Here is a 16,028-nt window from a genome sequence, read left to right on the forward strand (position 1 = left end):
GTTCCCGGTCCTAGTCGCCGCGCCCCGCCAGGGCGATCAGCGCCGCGCGGTCGAGCCGGAAGTCCGACGCGATCCAGTCCGCCTCAAGACGCTTCAGCATCTGTCCCAGCGCGGGTCCGGAAAACCGCGGCATCAGATCGGCGGCCGCGACCGGAAAGCGCGCTTGGGCGCCACGCGCGATCTCGGCCCCGAGACCTTCGGGCAAGTCCAAACCCAGCGAAGCCGCACGCAGCAGGGCCGCGTCCCGTGCCACCTCGGGCCCGACACGATAGGCCAGCACCGCCGGTCCCTCGCCCGCCGCCGCGCCCTCGACAATACGGCCGAGCCGCCTGGCCTCGGCCTTGCTCAGCCGCAGCCGCCCGGCCACGTCCTCGCCGCCCAGCGCCGCCAGCCGCCGGATCGGATCGGGGGCGAGCGCCAGCGCCGCTTCGAAATGGATCAGGACCGGCAACACCCGCGGATCGGCTCCGGGAAGGGTCCGCGCCAGAACGCCCGTCGCGGCCATCGCCGCGATGCTCGGCCCCGGATCGGCCGCGGCCAGCAGCTTCTTCAGTTCGGCGCCAATCCTTTCGCAGGAAAGCGTCTCTATTCCGGCCGAATTCGTGGCGCAGGCGGCCAGCCCCTCGGGGTCGAGCCCGTTCGACGGATCGCCATACCAGGCATGGAACCGGAAGAAACGCAGGATCCGCAGATAATCCTCGCGGATGCGGGCATCGGCATCGTCGATGAAGCGCAGCCGCCGCGCCCGCAGGTCGGGCATGCCGCCCAGCGGGTCCAGCACCTCGCCCGCGGGGGTGGCGTAAAGCGCGTTCATGGTGAAGTCGCGGCGCCGGGCGTCTTCCTCGGGGCTGTCGGCAAAGGCCACCACCGCCCGACGCCCGAAGGTTTCGACATCGCGGCGGAAGGTCGTCACCTCATGCGGGACATGCGCTGCCACCACCGTCACCGTGCCATGGTCGAACCCGGTCGGCACCGCCTTCAGACCGGCCGCCTGGGCCAGCTCCATCACCTTGCCGGGACGGGCATCGGTGGCGATGTCGATATCGCTCACGGCGACGCCGAGCAGCGCGTTGCGCACGCAGCCACCGACGAACAGCGCCCGGTATCCGGCATCCGTCAGCAGCGCACAGACCGCCTGGGTGTGATCGGCGAAGAATGGGTCGCCCGAGACCCGGGTCACGCAGAGACCCGCTCGGCCAGCGCGCGCAGGATGCGCGCGGTCGCGCCCCAGATGTAATAGGGGCCGTAGGGCACCGTGTAATAATAGCGCCGCTGGCCGCGCCACATCCGGGACTGGATCGAAAAGCGGGCCGGGTCGCTGACATGCGCGAAAGGCACGTCGAACACCTCGTCGACCTCGCCCGCCTCGGGGATACGCGGGAAATCCTCGGCGATCCGGCCCAGAACGGGGGTGACGGTAAAGCCGGTCACGGTCTCATGCGGCGGCATCGTGCCGAGGATCTCGACGCCGGCCTCGGGCAGGCCGATCTCTTCGCGGGCCTCGCGGAGCGCCGCCCGGGGCGCATCCTCGCCCGGCTCGAGCTTGCCGCCGGGAAAGGCGATCTGGCCGGGATGATGCTTGAGCCGGGACGAGCGTTTCGTCAGCACCAGCCGGGTCCCGCCCGGCGCGGGCCAGAACGCCACCAGCACCGCCGCCGGGCGCAGCACCCGGCCCTCGGGCAGGACGAAACCGGGGTTCAGGTCATGATCCGAGGTCTCGCATCCCGGCCGGGCCAGCGCCGCGGCGAGCCCGTCGAACGGATCACTCGGCATCGGGGTCCTTCTCCGCCTCGAAGCCGAGCGTCGCGGGGTCAAGCTCGTAATGCGCGCCGCAGAACTGGCAATCGGCGGTGACGATACCCTCGGGCGTCGTCATGTGACCGATATCCTTGGCCGAATAGATCGACAGGCTCTGCCGCACCCGGTCCTCGGAGCAGGTACAGCCGAACTGCACCCGCTGCGGGTCGAAGACGCGGGGCCGTTCCTCGTGAAACAGCCGCACCAGCAGATCGGTCGGATGCACGCGCGGGCCGACCAGCTCGATCTCCTCGACCGTGTCGAGCAGGATATTGGCGCGGCTCCAGTTCTCGGCCTGATCGCCTTCCAGCATGTCCTCGGCCTGCAGCAGACCCTCGTCGCCGCTGCCGCCCTCGGGGGTCTGCGGGATCGAGGCCTTGGGCATCATCTGCAGCATCACCCCGCCCGCGCGCCAGTGTTCGTCCTTGTCCGCCCCGGGCAGGATCGCGCGGCCGAAACTGAGCGCGAAACGGGTGGGAAGCTGTTCGGACTGCGCGAAATAGGTCTCTGCACAGGCCGAAAGCGAGCCCCCGGAAATCGGCGTGATGCCCTGATAAGGCACCGTCCCCGCGCCCTGGTCGAGCAGCACGGCGAAATAACCCTGACCGATCTGCGAAAACGGGTCGGCCCCAGCATCCAGCCGATCCTCGTCGAAACTGGCATAGGCGCGGATCCGCGCCGGGGCACCGTCTTCGGTGGGCGCGTAGTAATCCGTCGCGATCAGCCGCGCGGGACCGTCGCCGCGCACCTGCAGGCTGAGCTTCCAGCGCAGCTTGATGGTCTGGCCGATCAGCGCGGTCAGCAAGGCGGTCTCGGCCACCAGCGCCTCGATGGCGGGCGGGTAGTCATGTTGCGCCAGCACGCGGTCGAGCACGCCGTCCAGACGGGCGACCCGTCCGCGCACATCGCTGCGGTCAAGCTGGAAGGGCAGGACGGTATCGTCCCAGGCGATCTGCGATCCGATGGACATGGGGTTTCCTTGGGGTCTGGGCCTTGCCATACCCGCCTTATATAGAGGCGGAAAGGCAAGCACAAAGAGGCGGCGATGATCCGGAGATACGGCGAGACGGTGCAACGCGACCGGCGCTACAGGTTCCGGCCGGGCGCCTATGCGCTGCTCGAACGCGACGGAATGCTGCTGCTGACCCATCAACAGGCGCCGGTTCCGGAATACCAGCTTCCGGGCGGCGGCATCGATCTGGGCGAATCGCCGATCCAGGCGCTGCATCGCGAAGTCTTCGAGGAAACCGGCTGGCGAATCGCGCTGCGGCGCAGGCTGGGCGCGTTCCGCCGTTTCACCTTCATGCCCGAATACGAGATCTGGGCCGAGAAGCTCTGCACCGTCTATCTGGGCCGGCCCGTCCGCCCCCATGGTGCGCCGGGCGAGCCCGGCCATACCGCCGTCTGGATGCCGCCCGACATGGCGCTCGGGCGGCTGGGCAATGCCGGCGACCGCGCGATGCTGCATCGCTGGCTGGGGCAGATCCGCTAGCCGAACTCGAACAGGACCGCCGAGACGTCATCGGGAAACTCGTCTCGCCCGGCAAAGAAGGTCAGCCCCGCCTGGATCGCATCGAGAAAGGCCGGGCCGCGCGTGGCGGCATGGGTCTCGATCAGGAACCGCAACCCGTCATCGCCAAGCTGCGCGCCGTCCGGAGCCGGGCATTCGGTGATACCGTCCGAGACCAGAAGCAGCCGGTCGCCCGGCCGCAGCCCGACCTCGCAGCCCTCGAAACCGGCGCCCGGGATCAGCCCGAGCGGCAGGCCCCCATCGCCGAGACAATCGAGGCTGCCATCGGCCCGACACAGCACCGGATGCGGATGGCCCGCCTGGACAAAGCGCATCCGCCCGGTATCGAGCGTCACGATGGCCAGCAGAAGCGTGAAGTAATGCTCGGTCTCGATATCCTCGAGGAACAGCCTGTTGAGATGCGCGGCGACCTCCTCGGGCGGGCGGGCGCGGTACTGCCCGCCGGGCGCGGGTTCCAGCGCGATGTTCTGGTCGGGCGAGCGCGAGCCCAGAAGCCCGGCCAGACGCGCGGTCAGCATGGCCGAACTGATGCCATGACCCGAGACATCGGCCGAGAACAGCCCGACCTCGCCGGGACCGGCAGGAAAGAAACCGACCAGATCGCCGCCGACATGGCCGCAGGGGCGCAAAAGCAGCGACACTTCGGAGGCGCCGAACCGGCGGTGGCGTTCGGGCACCAGCGATTGCTGCAACTTGCGGGCCTCGGCCAGATCGCGGTCGAGCGCGTCGTAAAGCGTGCGCAACTCGGCCAGCGCGTCGGTCAGCTGACGGTTCTTGTCGCGCAGCTGATGTTCCATCCTCAGGATGCGTTCGCCCGAGGCGATGCGCGCGCGCAGCTCGCTGGAATTGACCGGCTTGGTGAGGAATTCATCGGCCCCGACATCCAGCCCGTGGATCATCTCGACGGTTTCGGATTTCGAGGTCAGCAGAATGAAATAACCGTAGCTTTCGCGCGGCAGAGCCCGGAAGGCCCGGCAGAATTCGGGCCCGTCCATGCCCGGCATCATCCAGTCGCTGATGATCAGGTCGACCGGCTGCGCGCGACAGATCTCAAGCGCCTCCTCGCCCGAACCGCATTCGGCGACGTCATATCCCCAACGCTCCAGCAAGGCGCGCAGGATACGCCGCTGCAGGCGGCTGTCATCGACCAGAAGCACCAGCCGGACGAGGCTGGAACCGGTCGGGTCGAGAGGATGCGTGTCTGGCTGGGCGTTCACGGGAGTCCCGGTCCTGATCTGCGATCGTGCATAAAGGCGTCGACTTAACGCCCCATGAATGTGCGAATTCGACCCATCTGCCCGGGTAGGGATAAGAAGACGTTAAGCCGTGTTCCTTAGCGTCGGATCCCGGAACGGATAGGACAAGCCGATGGAGTATGTGTGATGATCGACTGGACTCGCGTTGACGAATTGCGTTGCGAAGTCGGCGAAGACGCCTTCGACGAGGTGCTGGAACTGTTTCTCGAAGAGGTCGACGAGGTGATCGGCCGTCTGGACCCGGAACGCGACCCGGCCGATCTGGCGGCCGACCTGCATTTCGTGCGCGGCTCGGCGCTCAATCTCGGCTTGAGGGATTTCTGCATGCGCTGCCAGGGCATCGAGCATCAGCTTGCGCAACGCGAAAGCATCGATCTCGCGCCCTTGCTTGCGGCCTATGCCGGCTCGAAGGCCGAGCTTCTGACCCGGGCCCGGACCCGGCGCGACGTCGCCTGACCCGGATCCCGGCCCCCGGTCAGATCAGGAAATCGGCCAGCGTCGGGTCGTCGGTGATGTCGCGATAGGTCAGGCCCTGCGCGTCCATGCGCGCGAAGAGCGCGCTGAAATTGCGGGCTTCGGCGGTTTCGATCCCGATCAGGACAGTGCCGAAATTGCGGGCCGACTTCTTGAGATACTCGAACCGGGCGATATCGTCCTGCGGTCCCAGCAGGTCGAGAAAGTCGCGCAGCGCGCCGGGCCGCTGCGGCATCCGCAGAATGAAATACTTCTTCAGCCCGGAAAACCGCTGGGCGCGTTCCTTGACCTCGGGCAGCCGCTCGAAATCGAAATTGCCGCCCGAGGTGACGCAGATCACCGACTTGCCCGCGATCTCGTCGGCAAGCTCGGGCAACACGTCGATCGACATCGCGCCGGCGGGCTCCAGCACGATCCCCTCGACATTCAGCAATTCGAGGATGGTGGTGCAGACCCGGTCCTCGGGCGCGCGCAGCACATGCGCCGGGTCGATGCCCTTAAGCCGGTCGAAGGTCCGCGCCCCGATCCGCGCCACCGCCGCCCCGTCGACGAAAGTGTCGACCCCGGGCAGCGTCACCGGCGCGCCCTCGGCCAGCGCCGCGGTCAGCGAGGCGCCGCCCACCGGCTCGACGAAGCGGAACCCGATCCCGGGCGCGGTCTCGCGCAGGAACGACACCACCCCGGCCGCCAGACCGCCGCCGCCCACCGGCAGGATCACCATGTCGGGCGTGTGATAAAGCACCGACATCAGCTCGACCGCGACCGAGGCCTGGCCCTCGATCACGTCCTCGTCGTCGAAGGGGGCGAGGAAATGGCCCCCGACCTCGCGGCAATAGCCCTGGGCCGAGGCCAGCGTGTCGTCGAAATAATCGCCGGTCAGCCGGATCTCGATATTGTCGCCGCCGAACAGGCGGGTCTTGCCGATTTTCTGCTGCGGCGTCGTCACCGGCATGAAGATCACGCCGCGCACGCCGAAATGGCGGCAGGCGAAGGCCACGCCCTGGGCATGGTTGCCCGCGCTCGCACAGACGAAGACCGGCGGCTCGTCCGCCGCCGCCAGCACCTTGCGCATGGCGTTGAAGGCACCGCGCAGCTTGTAGGACCGCACCGGGCTGAGGTCCTCGCGCTTGAGCCAGATATCGGCCTTGTAGCGTTCGGACAGATGCAGGTTGCGTTGCAGCGGTGTGGGCGGGAACAGCGCGCGCATCGCCTTTTCGGCAGCACGGGCCTTTGCGGCGAAATCGGTCATGGCGCAGCATTGGCGCGGATCGGCACCGGGTGCAAGCGGCGCCGAGGTCCCCATATCGCGGGTTCCCTTGCCCTGTCGCCGGAAAAGGGCTATCCGCCGCGCGTTGTCCGACAGTCGAAAGGTGGCCCCATGTCCACGCCGAAAACCGCGCCCAAGAAAGTTGTCCTGGCCTATTCGGGGGGGCTCGACACCTCGATCATCCTGAAATGGCTGCAAACCGAATATGGCTGCGAGGTGGTCACCTTCACCGCCGATCTCGGTCAGGGCGAAGAGCTGGAACCCGCCCGCAAGAAGGCCGAGATGATGGGCGCCAAGGAGATCTTCATCGAGGATCTTCGCGAGGAATTCGTCCGCGACTTCGTGTTCCCGATGTTCCGGGCCAACGCGGTCTATGAGGGGCTGTACCTCCTGGGCACCTCGATCGCGCGCCCGCTGATCTCCAAGCGGCTGATCGAGATCGCCGAGGCGACCGGCGCCGATGCGGTGGCCCATGGCGCCACCGGCAAGGGCAACGACCAGGTGCGCTTCGAACTGGCCGCCTATGCGCTGAACCCCGACATCAAGGTCATCGCCCCCTGGCGCGAATGGGACCTGACCAGCCGCACCAAGCTTCTGGACTTCGCCGAACAGAACCAGATCCCGATCGCCAAGGACAAGCGCGGCGAGGCGCCCTTCTCGGTCGATGCGAACCTTCTGCACACCTCCTCCGAGGGCAAGGTTCTGGAAAACCCCGCCGAGGACGCGCCCGACTATGTCTATCAGCGCACGGTCAATCCCGAGGACGCCCCGAACGAGCCCGAATTCATCGAAGTGACCTTCGAGAAGGGCGACGCGGTCGCGATCAATGGCGAGGCGATGTCGCCTGCAACCGTTCTGACCAAGCTGAACGAGCTGGGCGGCAAGCATGGCATCGGCCGGCTGGACCTGGTCGAGGGCCGTTTCGTCGGCATGAAGTCGCGCGGCATCTACGAGACCCCCGGCGGCACCGTCCTGCTGGAAGCCCATCGCGGCATCGAGCAGATCACGCTGGACCGCGGCGCGGCGCATCTGAAAGACGAGCTGATGCCGAAATATGCCGAGCTGATCTATAACGGCTTCTGGTTCAGCCCCGAACGCGAGATGCTGCAGGCGCTGATCGACAAGAGCCAGGAGCATGTCTCGGGCACCGTCCGGCTGAAGCTTTACAAGGGCTCGGCACGCACCGTCGGCCGCTGGTCCGAGGCCTCGCTCTATTCCGAAAGCCACGTCACCTTCGAGGATGACGCGGGCGCCTATGACCAGAAGGACGCCGCCGGTTTCATCAAGCTGAACGCGCTGCGGCTGCGGCTGCTGGCGATGCGGAACCGCAAGCTCAAGGGCTGAGCCCTTCGCGGGACCGGCCAAACCGTGCCGGTCCCGCCTTCGTGAGCTCACGCGCTTGTGGGTTTCACGGCCATTTGCCGGATGCCTATCCTTCTTCCCGAAGCGGAAAAGGAAGACGGGCAAAGGAAGACCGGCCATGGCGATGTCCCTCAAGACGATAAAACCGGTCCTGCTGATTTGCGCGCTCGTGCTCGGCTACATGGCCGAGGGCGCCAAGGCCAGAGCCGCCGAGGCGGAAACGGCGATCTTCGCGGGCGGCTGCTTCTGGTGCGTCGAGGCCGATTTCGAAAGCGTTCCGGGCGTGAGCGGGGTGGTCTCGGGCTATACCGGCGGCGATGTCGAGGACCCGAGCTACCGGCAGGTGGCGCGCGGCGGCACCGGCCATGTCGAGGCTGTCGAGATCACCTATGACCCGGCCGTCATCAGCTATGAAAAGCTTGTCTCGCTGTTCTTCCGTTCGGTCGATCCGACCGATGCGGGCGGCCAGTTCTGCGACCGGGGCAAGACCTATACGACCGCAATTTTCGTCTCTGATCCGGCCGAAAGACGCGTGGCCGAACAGGCGAAGGCCGACGCCGGACAGGCCCTCGGCGCGCCAGTCGCGACCGAGATCCGGCCCGCCGCGACCTTCTGGCCGGCCGAGGCCTATCACCAGGACTATTACCGGAGCCGCGCGCTGATCCTGACCCGCTTCGGGCCGAAGACCAAGGCCGAGGCCTACAAGCTCTACCGCAAGGCCTGCGGCCGCGACGAGAGGGTGCGCGCACTCTGGGGCGACGCAGCCCCCTTCGCCGGGTCGTGAGGGCTCAGCCCACTTCGCAGGCCGCCAGCAGCGACATGTTCAGGATGTCGTTGACCGTCGAGACCGTGGAACAGATCTGGATCGGCTTCTCGACGCCCGCGAGGATCGGACCGATCACCGTGGCCCCCGCCATTTCCTGCATCAGCTTGACCGAGATCGAGGCCGAATGCCGGGCCGGCACCACCAGCACATTGGCCGGTCCCGACAGGCGGCAGAACGGATAGCGCGCCATCGCGGTCGGGTTCAGCGCCACATCGACGGTCATCTCGCCGTCGAATTCGAAATCGACCCCGCGTTTCGCCAGTACCTCGGAGGCGCGATGCATCTTGGTCGCGCGCTCGCTGACCGGATAGCCGAAGGTCGAGAAGCTGAGGAAGGCCACCCGCGGCTCGATGCCGAGGCTGCGCGCCACTTCGGCGGCATGGACCGCGATATTGGCCAGATCCTCTTCCTCGGGCCATTCATGGACCAGCGTATCGGCGATGAAGACGATCTTGCCCTTGTGCAGAAGCGCGGTGATGCCGACCGCACCGTCCTGGGCGCGGGCATCGAAGACATGGTTGATGAGCTCGAGCACATGGGCCGATTTGCGCGTCGCCCCGGTCACCAGCGCATCGCCATGGCCATGCGCCAGCATCAGCGCCGAGAACACATGCCGGTCGCGCGCGGCAAGCCGGTTGATGTCATGGGTGTCGAAGCCCTTGCGCTGCAGCCGCTGATACAGGAACGAGCGATAGGCCTCTAGATGGCGGGTATTGGCGGCATTGACCACCTCGATCTCGCGATAGGCATCGCCCAGGCCGGCCTGTTCGAGCTTTTCCCTCACCTCGGCCTCGCGGCCGACCACGAGGGCCTGACCGTAGCCCGCACGGTGATAGCTGACAGCGGCGCGCAGCACCCTCTCGTCGTCGCCTTCGGCAAAGATCATCCGCGCCTGTGCGGCCTTGGCGCGCGCCGCGATCCCCGACAGGACCGAGGCGGTGGGGTCCATCCGCGCCTTCAGCCGATGTTCGTAATCCTCGATATCGACGATCGGCCGCCGGGCCACGCCGGTATCCATCCCGGCACGCGCAACCGCCGGCGGGATGGTGTAGATCAGGCGCGGATCGAAGGGCGTCGGGATGATGTAGTCGCGGCCGAAGGTCAACTTCTTGCCATAGGCCATGGCGACCTCGTCGGGCACATCCTCGCGCGCCAGGGCCGCCAGCGCATCGGCACAGGCGATCTTCATCTCGTCATTGATCGCCCGGGCATGGATGTCGAGCGCGCCGCGGAAGAGATAGGGAAAGCCCAGAACGTTGTTGACCTGGTTCGGGTAATCCGACCGCCCGGTCGCGACGATGGCGTCGGGCCGGACCTCCTGCGCCTCTTCGGGCGTGATCTCGGGATCGGGGTTCGCCATCGCGAAGATCACCGGGTTATCTGCCATCGAGGCCACCATCTCGGGCGTCACCGCGCCCTTGGCGCTGACGCCGAGGAAGACATCCGCCCCCACCATCGCCTCTTCCAGCGTGCGGGCCTCGGTATCGGCGGCATGGGCCGATTTCCACTGGTTCATGCCATCGGTGCGGCCCTGATAGATCACACCCTTGGTATCGCAGGCGATGCAGTTGTCGTGCCGGGCCCCCATCGCCTTGATGAGTTCGAGACAGGCGATCCCGGCCGCACCCGCGCCATTCAGCACGATCCGGCAATCCTCGATCTTCTTGCCCGACAGGTGCAGCGCGTTGAGCAGCCCCGCCGCGCAGATCACCGCGGTGCCGTGCTGGTCGTCATGGAAGACCGGAATGTCCATCTCTTCCTTGAGCCGCTGCTCGATGATGAAGCACTCGGGCGCCTTGATGTCCTCGAGATTGATGCCGCCGAAGGCCGGCCCCATCAGCCGCACCGCCCGGATGATCTCCTCCGGGTCCTCGGTGTCCAGCTCGATATCGACCGCGTTCACATCGGCGAAGCGCTTGAACAGGACCGATTTGCCCTCCATCACCGGCTTCGCGGCCAGCGCGCCCAGATTGCCCATGCCGAGGATCGCGGTGCCGTTCGAGATGACGGCGACCATGTTGCCCTTGCAGGTGTAGTCATAGGCCGTTTCGGGGGCATCGGCGATGGCCTGGACCGGCACCGCCACGCCCGGGCTGTAGGCCAGGCTGAGGTCGCGCTGGGTGGTCATGGGCTTGGTCGCCACGATCTCGTATTTCCCCGGCACGGGATCGATATGATAACTCAGCGCCTCTTCAGGGGTCGGGCGGCTCTTCTTGCTCAAGGCGCAGATCCTTATCTAACGGCGCGGAAGGCCGAAAACGCGGTCTTTCGCATCCCAGGTCAATCCGGTCACGCGGCTCGTATCCTCAAAGCGTTTGCACAGGCTTCGCTCGTTGAGGTGGCCGGACCAAGTTCGTAACGGAATTAGATGACTGTCCCCGAGGCCGTCAACAAGCACGAATTGGGAAATTCCGGCCCTCTGGCCAAAAAGAATATTGCTCGGGTTCAGATCATTTGCGCGAACGCGCCACGCAAAGATCCGCCGCACGAAATCGTTCAACAGCTCCAGATGGTGCTCCTGGAACACCTTGCGCTGGATCATCTGGCGCAAGCTGGTGCCCGGGTTTCCCTCACCATCCTTGATCAGTTCCTCGATCATCCCCGGCCCCAGATCGGTCTGCACCAACCCTCGCAGCTCGATGATCGGCAGGGCGCCGGACTGGCCGGCCTGCGCCAGCTTGGCCGCCAGGTAGCATTTGTATTCGCGGAACAGGAACCGATAGTTGGTCGAGGGCAGAAACCGGCGCAGCAAGCGTTTGGACCCGGCCATGTTGGTGCCGTCCTCGCGGGGCAGAACCACCTTGACCACGACATCGGGATAGCCGTCGATGAAAAACAGCGCGCGCTTGTTGCCGCGTGCGACCAGTGGCTTGTCCCGCAGGACAAGGGGTTTTCGATTCAATAGCATACCGGCACCAAATTCATCGTCTCGCTGAGGCCGCATGTCCCTAACGTACTGACAGACCTGTCACAATATGGCACTGGGTCGCTCGGTCCGGGCGATAGGGCGAGCGATCCCTCTTTTCCTCGGTTGTGACGTTCTCTAGGGTCCGGCGCATCAGTCCAGGGAGAGATCGGGTGAGCAATACGCCCAGCACCGTGACGCCGATGATGGCGCAATATCTCGAGATCAAGTCCGCCAATCCCGCAGCGCTGCTGTTCTACCGGATGGGTGACTTCTACGAGATGTTCTTCGATGACGCCGTGGCTGCGGCCCAGGCGCTGGACATCGCGCTGACCAAGCGCGGCAAGCATCAGGGCGAGGACATCCCGATGTGCGGCGTGCCCGTCCATGCTGCCGAAAGCTATCTGCTGACGCTGATCCGCAAAGGGTTCCGGGTCGCGGTCTGCGAACAGATGGAAGACCCCGCCGAGGCCAAGAAGCGCGGCTCGAAATCGGTGGTCCGGCGCGACGTGGTCAGGCTGGTCACGCCGGGCACGCTGACCGAGGAAAGCCTGCTGGAGGCGCGGCGCCACAACTTCCTCGCCGCCTTTGCCGAGGTCCGGGGCGAGGCCGCGCTGGCCTGGGTCGACATCTCGACCGGCGCCTTTCGCGCGATGGGCTGCCCGGGCGTGCGGCTGGGCGCCGAACTCGCGCGGCTGGCCCCGCGCGAAGTGCTTCTGAACGAGGCGACAGAACGGGATTGGGCCGAAATAGTCTCTGAATCCGGTGCTGCGGTCACCCCGCTGTCACGCGCGAGCTTCGACAGCAGTTCGGCCGAGACGCGGCTGACAGGGCTATTCTCGGTGGGCACGCTCGAAGGTTTCGGAACCTTCTCGCGGGCCGAGATGTCGGCGATGGGCGCGCTGGTCGACTATCTGGAGATCACCCAGAAGGGCAAGCTGCCGCTCCTGCGCCCGCCGGTGCGCGAGGCGATGGGCGGCACCATGCAGATCGACGCCGCGACCCGGCGCAATCTGGAACTGACGGCAAGCCTTTCCGGCGGCCGCGAGGGCAGCCTGCTGGCGGCCATCGACCGCACCGTCACCGCCGCGGGCGCGCGGCTGCTGGAACGGCGGCTTTCCAGCCCCTCGCGCGATCTGCCGACGATCCATGCGCGGCTGGCGGCGGTCCGGGCGCTGGTCGGGGATACGGCGCTTTGCGCCGCCCTGCGCGACAGCCTGCGGAAATGTCCCGATATCGACCGGGCGCTGTCGCGGCTCGGGCTCGACCGGGGCGGGCCGCGGGATCTGGCGGCGATCCGCAACGGGCTGGCCCAGGCAAGCGACGTTGCCGGGCTTCTGGGCGACGACCTGCCGCAAACGCTGACCGGGGCGCGGGCGGCGCTGACCGGGCATGACGAGCTTTGCGATCTGCTCGACCGGGCTCTGGTGGCCGAACCGCCGCTTCTGGTCCGCGACGGCGGTTTCATCGCCACGGGCTTCGACGAAGACCTGGATGAGGCGCGCACGCTGCGCGACGAGGGCCGTGGCGTGATCGCGCGGATGCAGGCGGGCTTCGTCGAGGAAACCGCCATTTCCTCGCTGAAGATCAAGCACAACAACGTGCTGGGCTATTTCATCGAGGTCACCGCCACCCATGCCGAACGGATGCTGTCGCCGCCGCTGTCGGATACCTTCATCCACCGCCAGACCACGGCCAATGCGCTGCGTTTCACGACTGTCGAGCTGTCCGAGCTGGAAACCCGTATCCTGAATGCCGGAAACCGGGCGCTGGAAATCGAAAAGCGGCTCTATGACAGCCTGAAATCCGCCGTTCTGAACCATGCAGGGCCCGCCGGTCAGGCCGCCGCGGCACTGGCCGAGATCGACCTTGCGACAGGCCTTGCCGATCTGGCGCGGGGCGAGGACTGGTGCGAGCCCGAGGTCGATGACAGCCGCGCCTTTGCCGTGACCGGCGGTCGCCATCCGGTGGTCGAACGCGCGCTGAGGCGTCAGGGCGGCACCCCCTTCATCGCCAATGACTGCGATCTGGCCGAGGCCGGAAGCGGCGCCGCGATCTGGCTGCTGACCGGGCCCAACATGTCGGGCAAATCGACCTTCCTGCGCCAGAACGCGCTGATCGCGCTGCTGGCGCAGGCGGGCAGCTTCGTGCCCGCCGCCTCGGCCCATATCGGACTGGTATCGCAGCTTTTCAGCCGGGTCGGCGCGGCGGACGATCTGGCGCGCGGGCGCTCGACCTTCATGGTCGAGATGGTCGAGACCGCAGCGATCCTCAATCAGGCCGACGACCGGGCGCTGGTGATCCTCGACGAGATCGGACGCGGCACCGCCACCTATGACGGGCTGTCGATCGCCTGGGCGACGCTGGAACATCTGCATGACGCGAACCGCTGCCGCGCGCTTTTCGCCACCCATTACCACGAGATGACCGCGCTGACGCAGAAGCTGTCGGGCGTCGAGAACGCCACCGTGGCGGTCAAGGAATGGGAAGGCGACGTGATCTTCCTGCACGAGGTCCGCAAGGGCGCGGCGGACCGCTCCTACGGGGTGCAGGTGGCGCGGCTGGCGGGCCTGCCCGACAGCGTCGTCGAGCGCGCGCGGGTCGTGCTTGACGCCCTGGAGCGGGGAGAACGCGAGGGCGGACGCTCGCCTTCGGCCCTGATCGACGATCTGCCGCTGTTCTCGGCCGCGGCGATCCCGCAGCCGTCGCATTCTGCCCCCGAAGGCCCCGCGCCGCTGGACGAACGGCTGTCGGCGATCCATCCCGACGAGCTGAGCCCGCGCGAGGCGCTGGATCTGATCTACGAGCTGAAAGCGCTGGCCCGGCCGGAATAGGGCCTTTTGCAAAGAAAAACGCCCGACCGATCGGCCGGGCGTTTCCCGTGAAACAATCCGTTCTCAGGCGGCAGGCGTCGAAGACACGCCGACCTGGGCCGGGCGCAGCAACCTGTCATGCAGCATGAACCCGACGGCCATCACCTGGATGATGTCGCCGGCCTTGGTCTCGGGCACCGGGGCCTCGAACATCGCCTGATGCAGCTGCGGATCGAATTTGTCGCCCGCTTCAGGGGCCACCCGTTCGATGCCATGCTTGGCAAAGACGTTCAGAAGCTCGCGCAGGGTCAGTTCGACCCCTTCGAGCAGGGCCGCATTCGCCTCGCGCTGTTCATCGGTGACGACCTCGAGCGCGCGCGAAAGGTTGTCATAGACCGGCAGCATGTCGCGCGCGAGTTTCGAGCCGCCGTAATCCTCGGCCTCGCGCCGGTCGCGGTCGGCGCGCTTGCGGGCATTCTCGGCATCGGCCAGCGCCCGCATGAAACGGTCGCGAAGCTCGTCCCGTTCGGCCTTCAAAGCCTCGACTTCCTCCGGGGTGATTTCGGGGGTTTCGGTTTCGGCTGCGGTCTCGGTCGCAACGTCGTCGAATTCGGTCTTTTCAGGTTCTGCCATCTTTCATCCCTTGCCGCGGTCGGCGATCAGCTTGCCCACCAGCTGGGCGGTGTAGTCCACGATCGGTACGATCCGGCCGTAGTTCAACCGGGTCGGCCCGATCACCCCCACGGCGCCAATGATCTTCCGGTCCGCGTTCATATATGGAGAGACCACCAAAGATGAACCCGAAAGTGAAAAAAGCTTGTTCTCCGAACCAATGAAGATCCGGACCCCCTCGCCTTCCTCGGCCAGTTCGAGAAACTCGACGATGTCGCGCTTGCGTTCCAGGTCGTCGAACAGGCTGCGGATCCGATCCAGATCCTCGGCCTCGGCCGGGTCCGACAGAAGGTTGGCCCGGCCGCGCACGATCAGCCGCGCCTGATCATGGCCCTCGTTCTCCCAGACCGCGAGCCCGGCCTCGACCATGGTCCGGGCAAGCTCGTCAAGCTCCTGCCGGCGCCGCGCGATCTCGACCTTCATCGCCTCGCGCAGCTCGCTCAGCGTCAGGCCCTCGGCCAGCGCGTTGAGAAAATTGGCGGCCTCGCGCATCGAGGAGGGCGTCTGCCCCGGCGCGGGATGAAACAGGCGGTTCTCGACATGACCATCGGCAAAGACCAGAACCGTCAGCGCCCGGTCTGCGCCGAGGCTCACGAATTCGATATGCCGGATCGGCGCCTCGTGCTTGGGCGCGAGAACCAGGCTCGCGCCATGGGTCGCCCCCGACAGCGCGGCCCCCACCCGGTCGAGAAGCGCGCCCACATCCGAGGTATTCGCCCCGAGCGTCGCGTCGATCTTCTCGCGGTCCTCCTCCTTGAGGTCGCGCACCTCCAGCAGCCCGTCGACGAACATCCGGAGGCCCAGCTGCGTCGGCACCCGCCCGGCCGAGACATGCGGGCTGTTCAGCAGGCCGAGAAACTCGAGATCCTGCATGACGTTGCGGATGGTGGCGGCGCTGACCTTCTCGCTCATCGACCGGGTCAGCGTGCGCGATCCCACCGGATCCCCGGATTCGAGATAGCCCTCGACCACGCGGCGAAACACCTCGCGCGAGCGGTCGTTCATTTCTTCGAGAATGCCTTGGGTACTCACCTGCCGCGCCTCCGTCGAAGCGATGCCATTAAAAGGAAGATGCCGATCTCGTCAATCGGGCCCGTCGATCGGGCCCATCAATCGGGGTTGCAT

The 16,028-nt window shown here is 66.6% G+C and carries 14 protein-coding genes; 5 read left to right on the plus strand and 9 right to left on the minus strand.

Annotated features, from left to right (window positions below; genetic code table 11):
* Positions 1–10: 10 nt before the first annotated feature.
* The 3 genes from A6W98_RS03280 to hslO are packed head-to-tail and all read right to left on the minus strand — an operon-like array spanning position 11 to position 2,767.
* Positions 11–1,180, minus strand: coding sequence for a CCA tRNA nucleotidyltransferase (locus tag A6W98_RS03280; RefSeq protein WP_042457875.1), 1,170 nt, complete (start codon positions 1,178–1,180; stop codon positions 11–13).
* The gene (locus A6W98_RS03285; protein WP_042457878.1) at positions 1,177–1,773 is read right to left on the minus strand and encodes an NUDIX hydrolase; all 597 of its coding nucleotides are present in this window, start codon (positions 1,771–1,773) and stop codon (positions 1,177–1,179) included. Before A6W98_RS03285 ends, A6W98_RS03280 begins: the two co-directional genes overlap by 4 nt.
* Entirely contained in the window at positions 1,763–2,767 is a 1,005-nt protein-coding gene (gene hslO, locus A6W98_RS03290; protein WP_042457881.1) for an Hsp33 family molecular chaperone HslO, read from the minus strand. Before hslO ends, A6W98_RS03285 begins: the two co-directional genes overlap by 11 nt.
* A gap of 75 nt (positions 2,768–2,842) precedes the next feature.
* Between hslO and A6W98_RS03295 the strand changes: the two genes are divergently transcribed.
* Positions 2,843–3,289, plus strand: coding sequence for an NUDIX domain-containing protein (locus A6W98_RS03295; protein ID WP_042457884.1), 447 nt, complete (start codon positions 2,843–2,845; stop codon positions 3,287–3,289).
* Here the strand turns inward: A6W98_RS03295 and A6W98_RS03300 are convergent.
* Entirely contained in the window at positions 3,286–4,545 is a 1,260-nt protein-coding gene (locus A6W98_RS03300) for a PP2C family protein-serine/threonine phosphatase (RefSeq protein ID WP_042457887.1), read from the minus strand. The genes A6W98_RS03295 and A6W98_RS03300 overlap by 4 nt on opposite strands.
* A gap of 165 nt (positions 4,546–4,710) precedes the next feature.
* Between A6W98_RS03300 and A6W98_RS03305 the strand changes: the two genes are divergently transcribed.
* A complete protein-coding gene (locus A6W98_RS03305) occupies positions 4,711–5,040 on the plus strand; it encodes an Hpt domain-containing protein (RefSeq protein ID WP_042457890.1) in 330 nt (109 codons plus the stop codon).
* Positions 5,041–5,059: 19 nt separating this feature from the next.
* On the opposite strand, the gene ilvA is transcribed toward A6W98_RS03305, so the two are convergent.
* The gene (ilvA, locus tag A6W98_RS03310) at positions 5,060–6,307 is read right to left on the minus strand and encodes a threonine ammonia-lyase IlvA (protein WP_042464465.1); all 1,248 of its coding nucleotides are present in this window, start codon (positions 6,305–6,307) and stop codon (positions 5,060–5,062) included.
* Positions 6,308–6,436: 129 nt separating this feature from the next.
* On the opposite strand from ilvA, the gene A6W98_RS03315 reads away from it, so the two are divergent.
* Positions 6,437–7,669 carry an argininosuccinate synthase gene (locus tag A6W98_RS03315; protein WP_042457892.1) on the plus strand — a complete coding sequence of 411 codons (1,233 nt, stop codon included), beginning with the start codon at positions 6,437–6,439 and terminating at the stop codon, positions 7,667–7,669.
* 136 nt (positions 7,670–7,805) lie between these two features.
* On the plus strand, positions 7,806–8,471 hold the full coding sequence (msrA, locus tag A6W98_RS03320) for a peptide-methionine (S)-S-oxide reductase MsrA (RefSeq protein WP_042457895.1): 666 nt from the start codon (positions 7,806–7,808) through the stop codon (positions 8,469–8,471).
* A gap of 4 nt (positions 8,472–8,475) precedes the next feature.
* Here msrA and A6W98_RS03325 read toward each other — a convergent pair whose 3' ends face one another.
* Both A6W98_RS03325 and A6W98_RS03330 read right to left on the minus strand, forming a co-directional pair.
* Entirely contained in the window at positions 8,476–10,734 is a 2,259-nt protein-coding gene (locus A6W98_RS03325) for an NADP-dependent malic enzyme (protein ID WP_042457898.1), read from the minus strand.
* Between the two features lie 15 nt (positions 10,735–10,749).
* Positions 10,750–11,421 (minus strand): YrbL family protein, encoded by a 672-nt coding sequence (locus tag A6W98_RS03330; RefSeq protein WP_168161803.1) that lies wholly within the window; start codon positions 11,419–11,421, stop codon positions 10,750–10,752.
* Between the two features lie 200 nt (positions 11,422–11,621).
* Here A6W98_RS03330 and mutS point away from each other — a divergent pair, with 200 nt between their 5' ends.
* A complete protein-coding gene (gene mutS / locus A6W98_RS03335; RefSeq protein WP_042464470.1) occupies positions 11,622–14,252 on the plus strand; it encodes a DNA mismatch repair protein MutS in 2,631 nt (876 codons plus the stop codon).
* Positions 14,253–14,315: 63 nt separating this feature from the next.
* On the opposite strand, the gene A6W98_RS03340 is transcribed toward mutS, so the two are convergent.
* Positions 14,316–14,864 (minus strand): nucleotide exchange factor GrpE, encoded by a 549-nt coding sequence (locus tag A6W98_RS03340; protein WP_042457902.1) that lies wholly within the window; start codon positions 14,862–14,864, stop codon positions 14,316–14,318.
* A 3-nt stretch (positions 14,865–14,867) separates the two neighbouring features.
* Positions 14,868–15,908, minus strand: coding sequence for a heat-inducible transcriptional repressor HrcA (gene hrcA / locus A6W98_RS03345; protein WP_042457905.1), 1,041 nt, complete (start codon positions 15,906–15,908; stop codon positions 14,868–14,870).
* Between the last annotated feature and the right edge of the window lie 120 nt (positions 15,909–16,028).

The sequence above is a fragment of the Rhodovulum sulfidophilum DSM 1374 genome, assembly GCF_001633165.1.
Taxonomy (GTDB): domain Bacteria; phylum Pseudomonadota; class Alphaproteobacteria; order Rhodobacterales; family Rhodobacteraceae; genus Rhodovulum; species Rhodovulum sulfidophilum.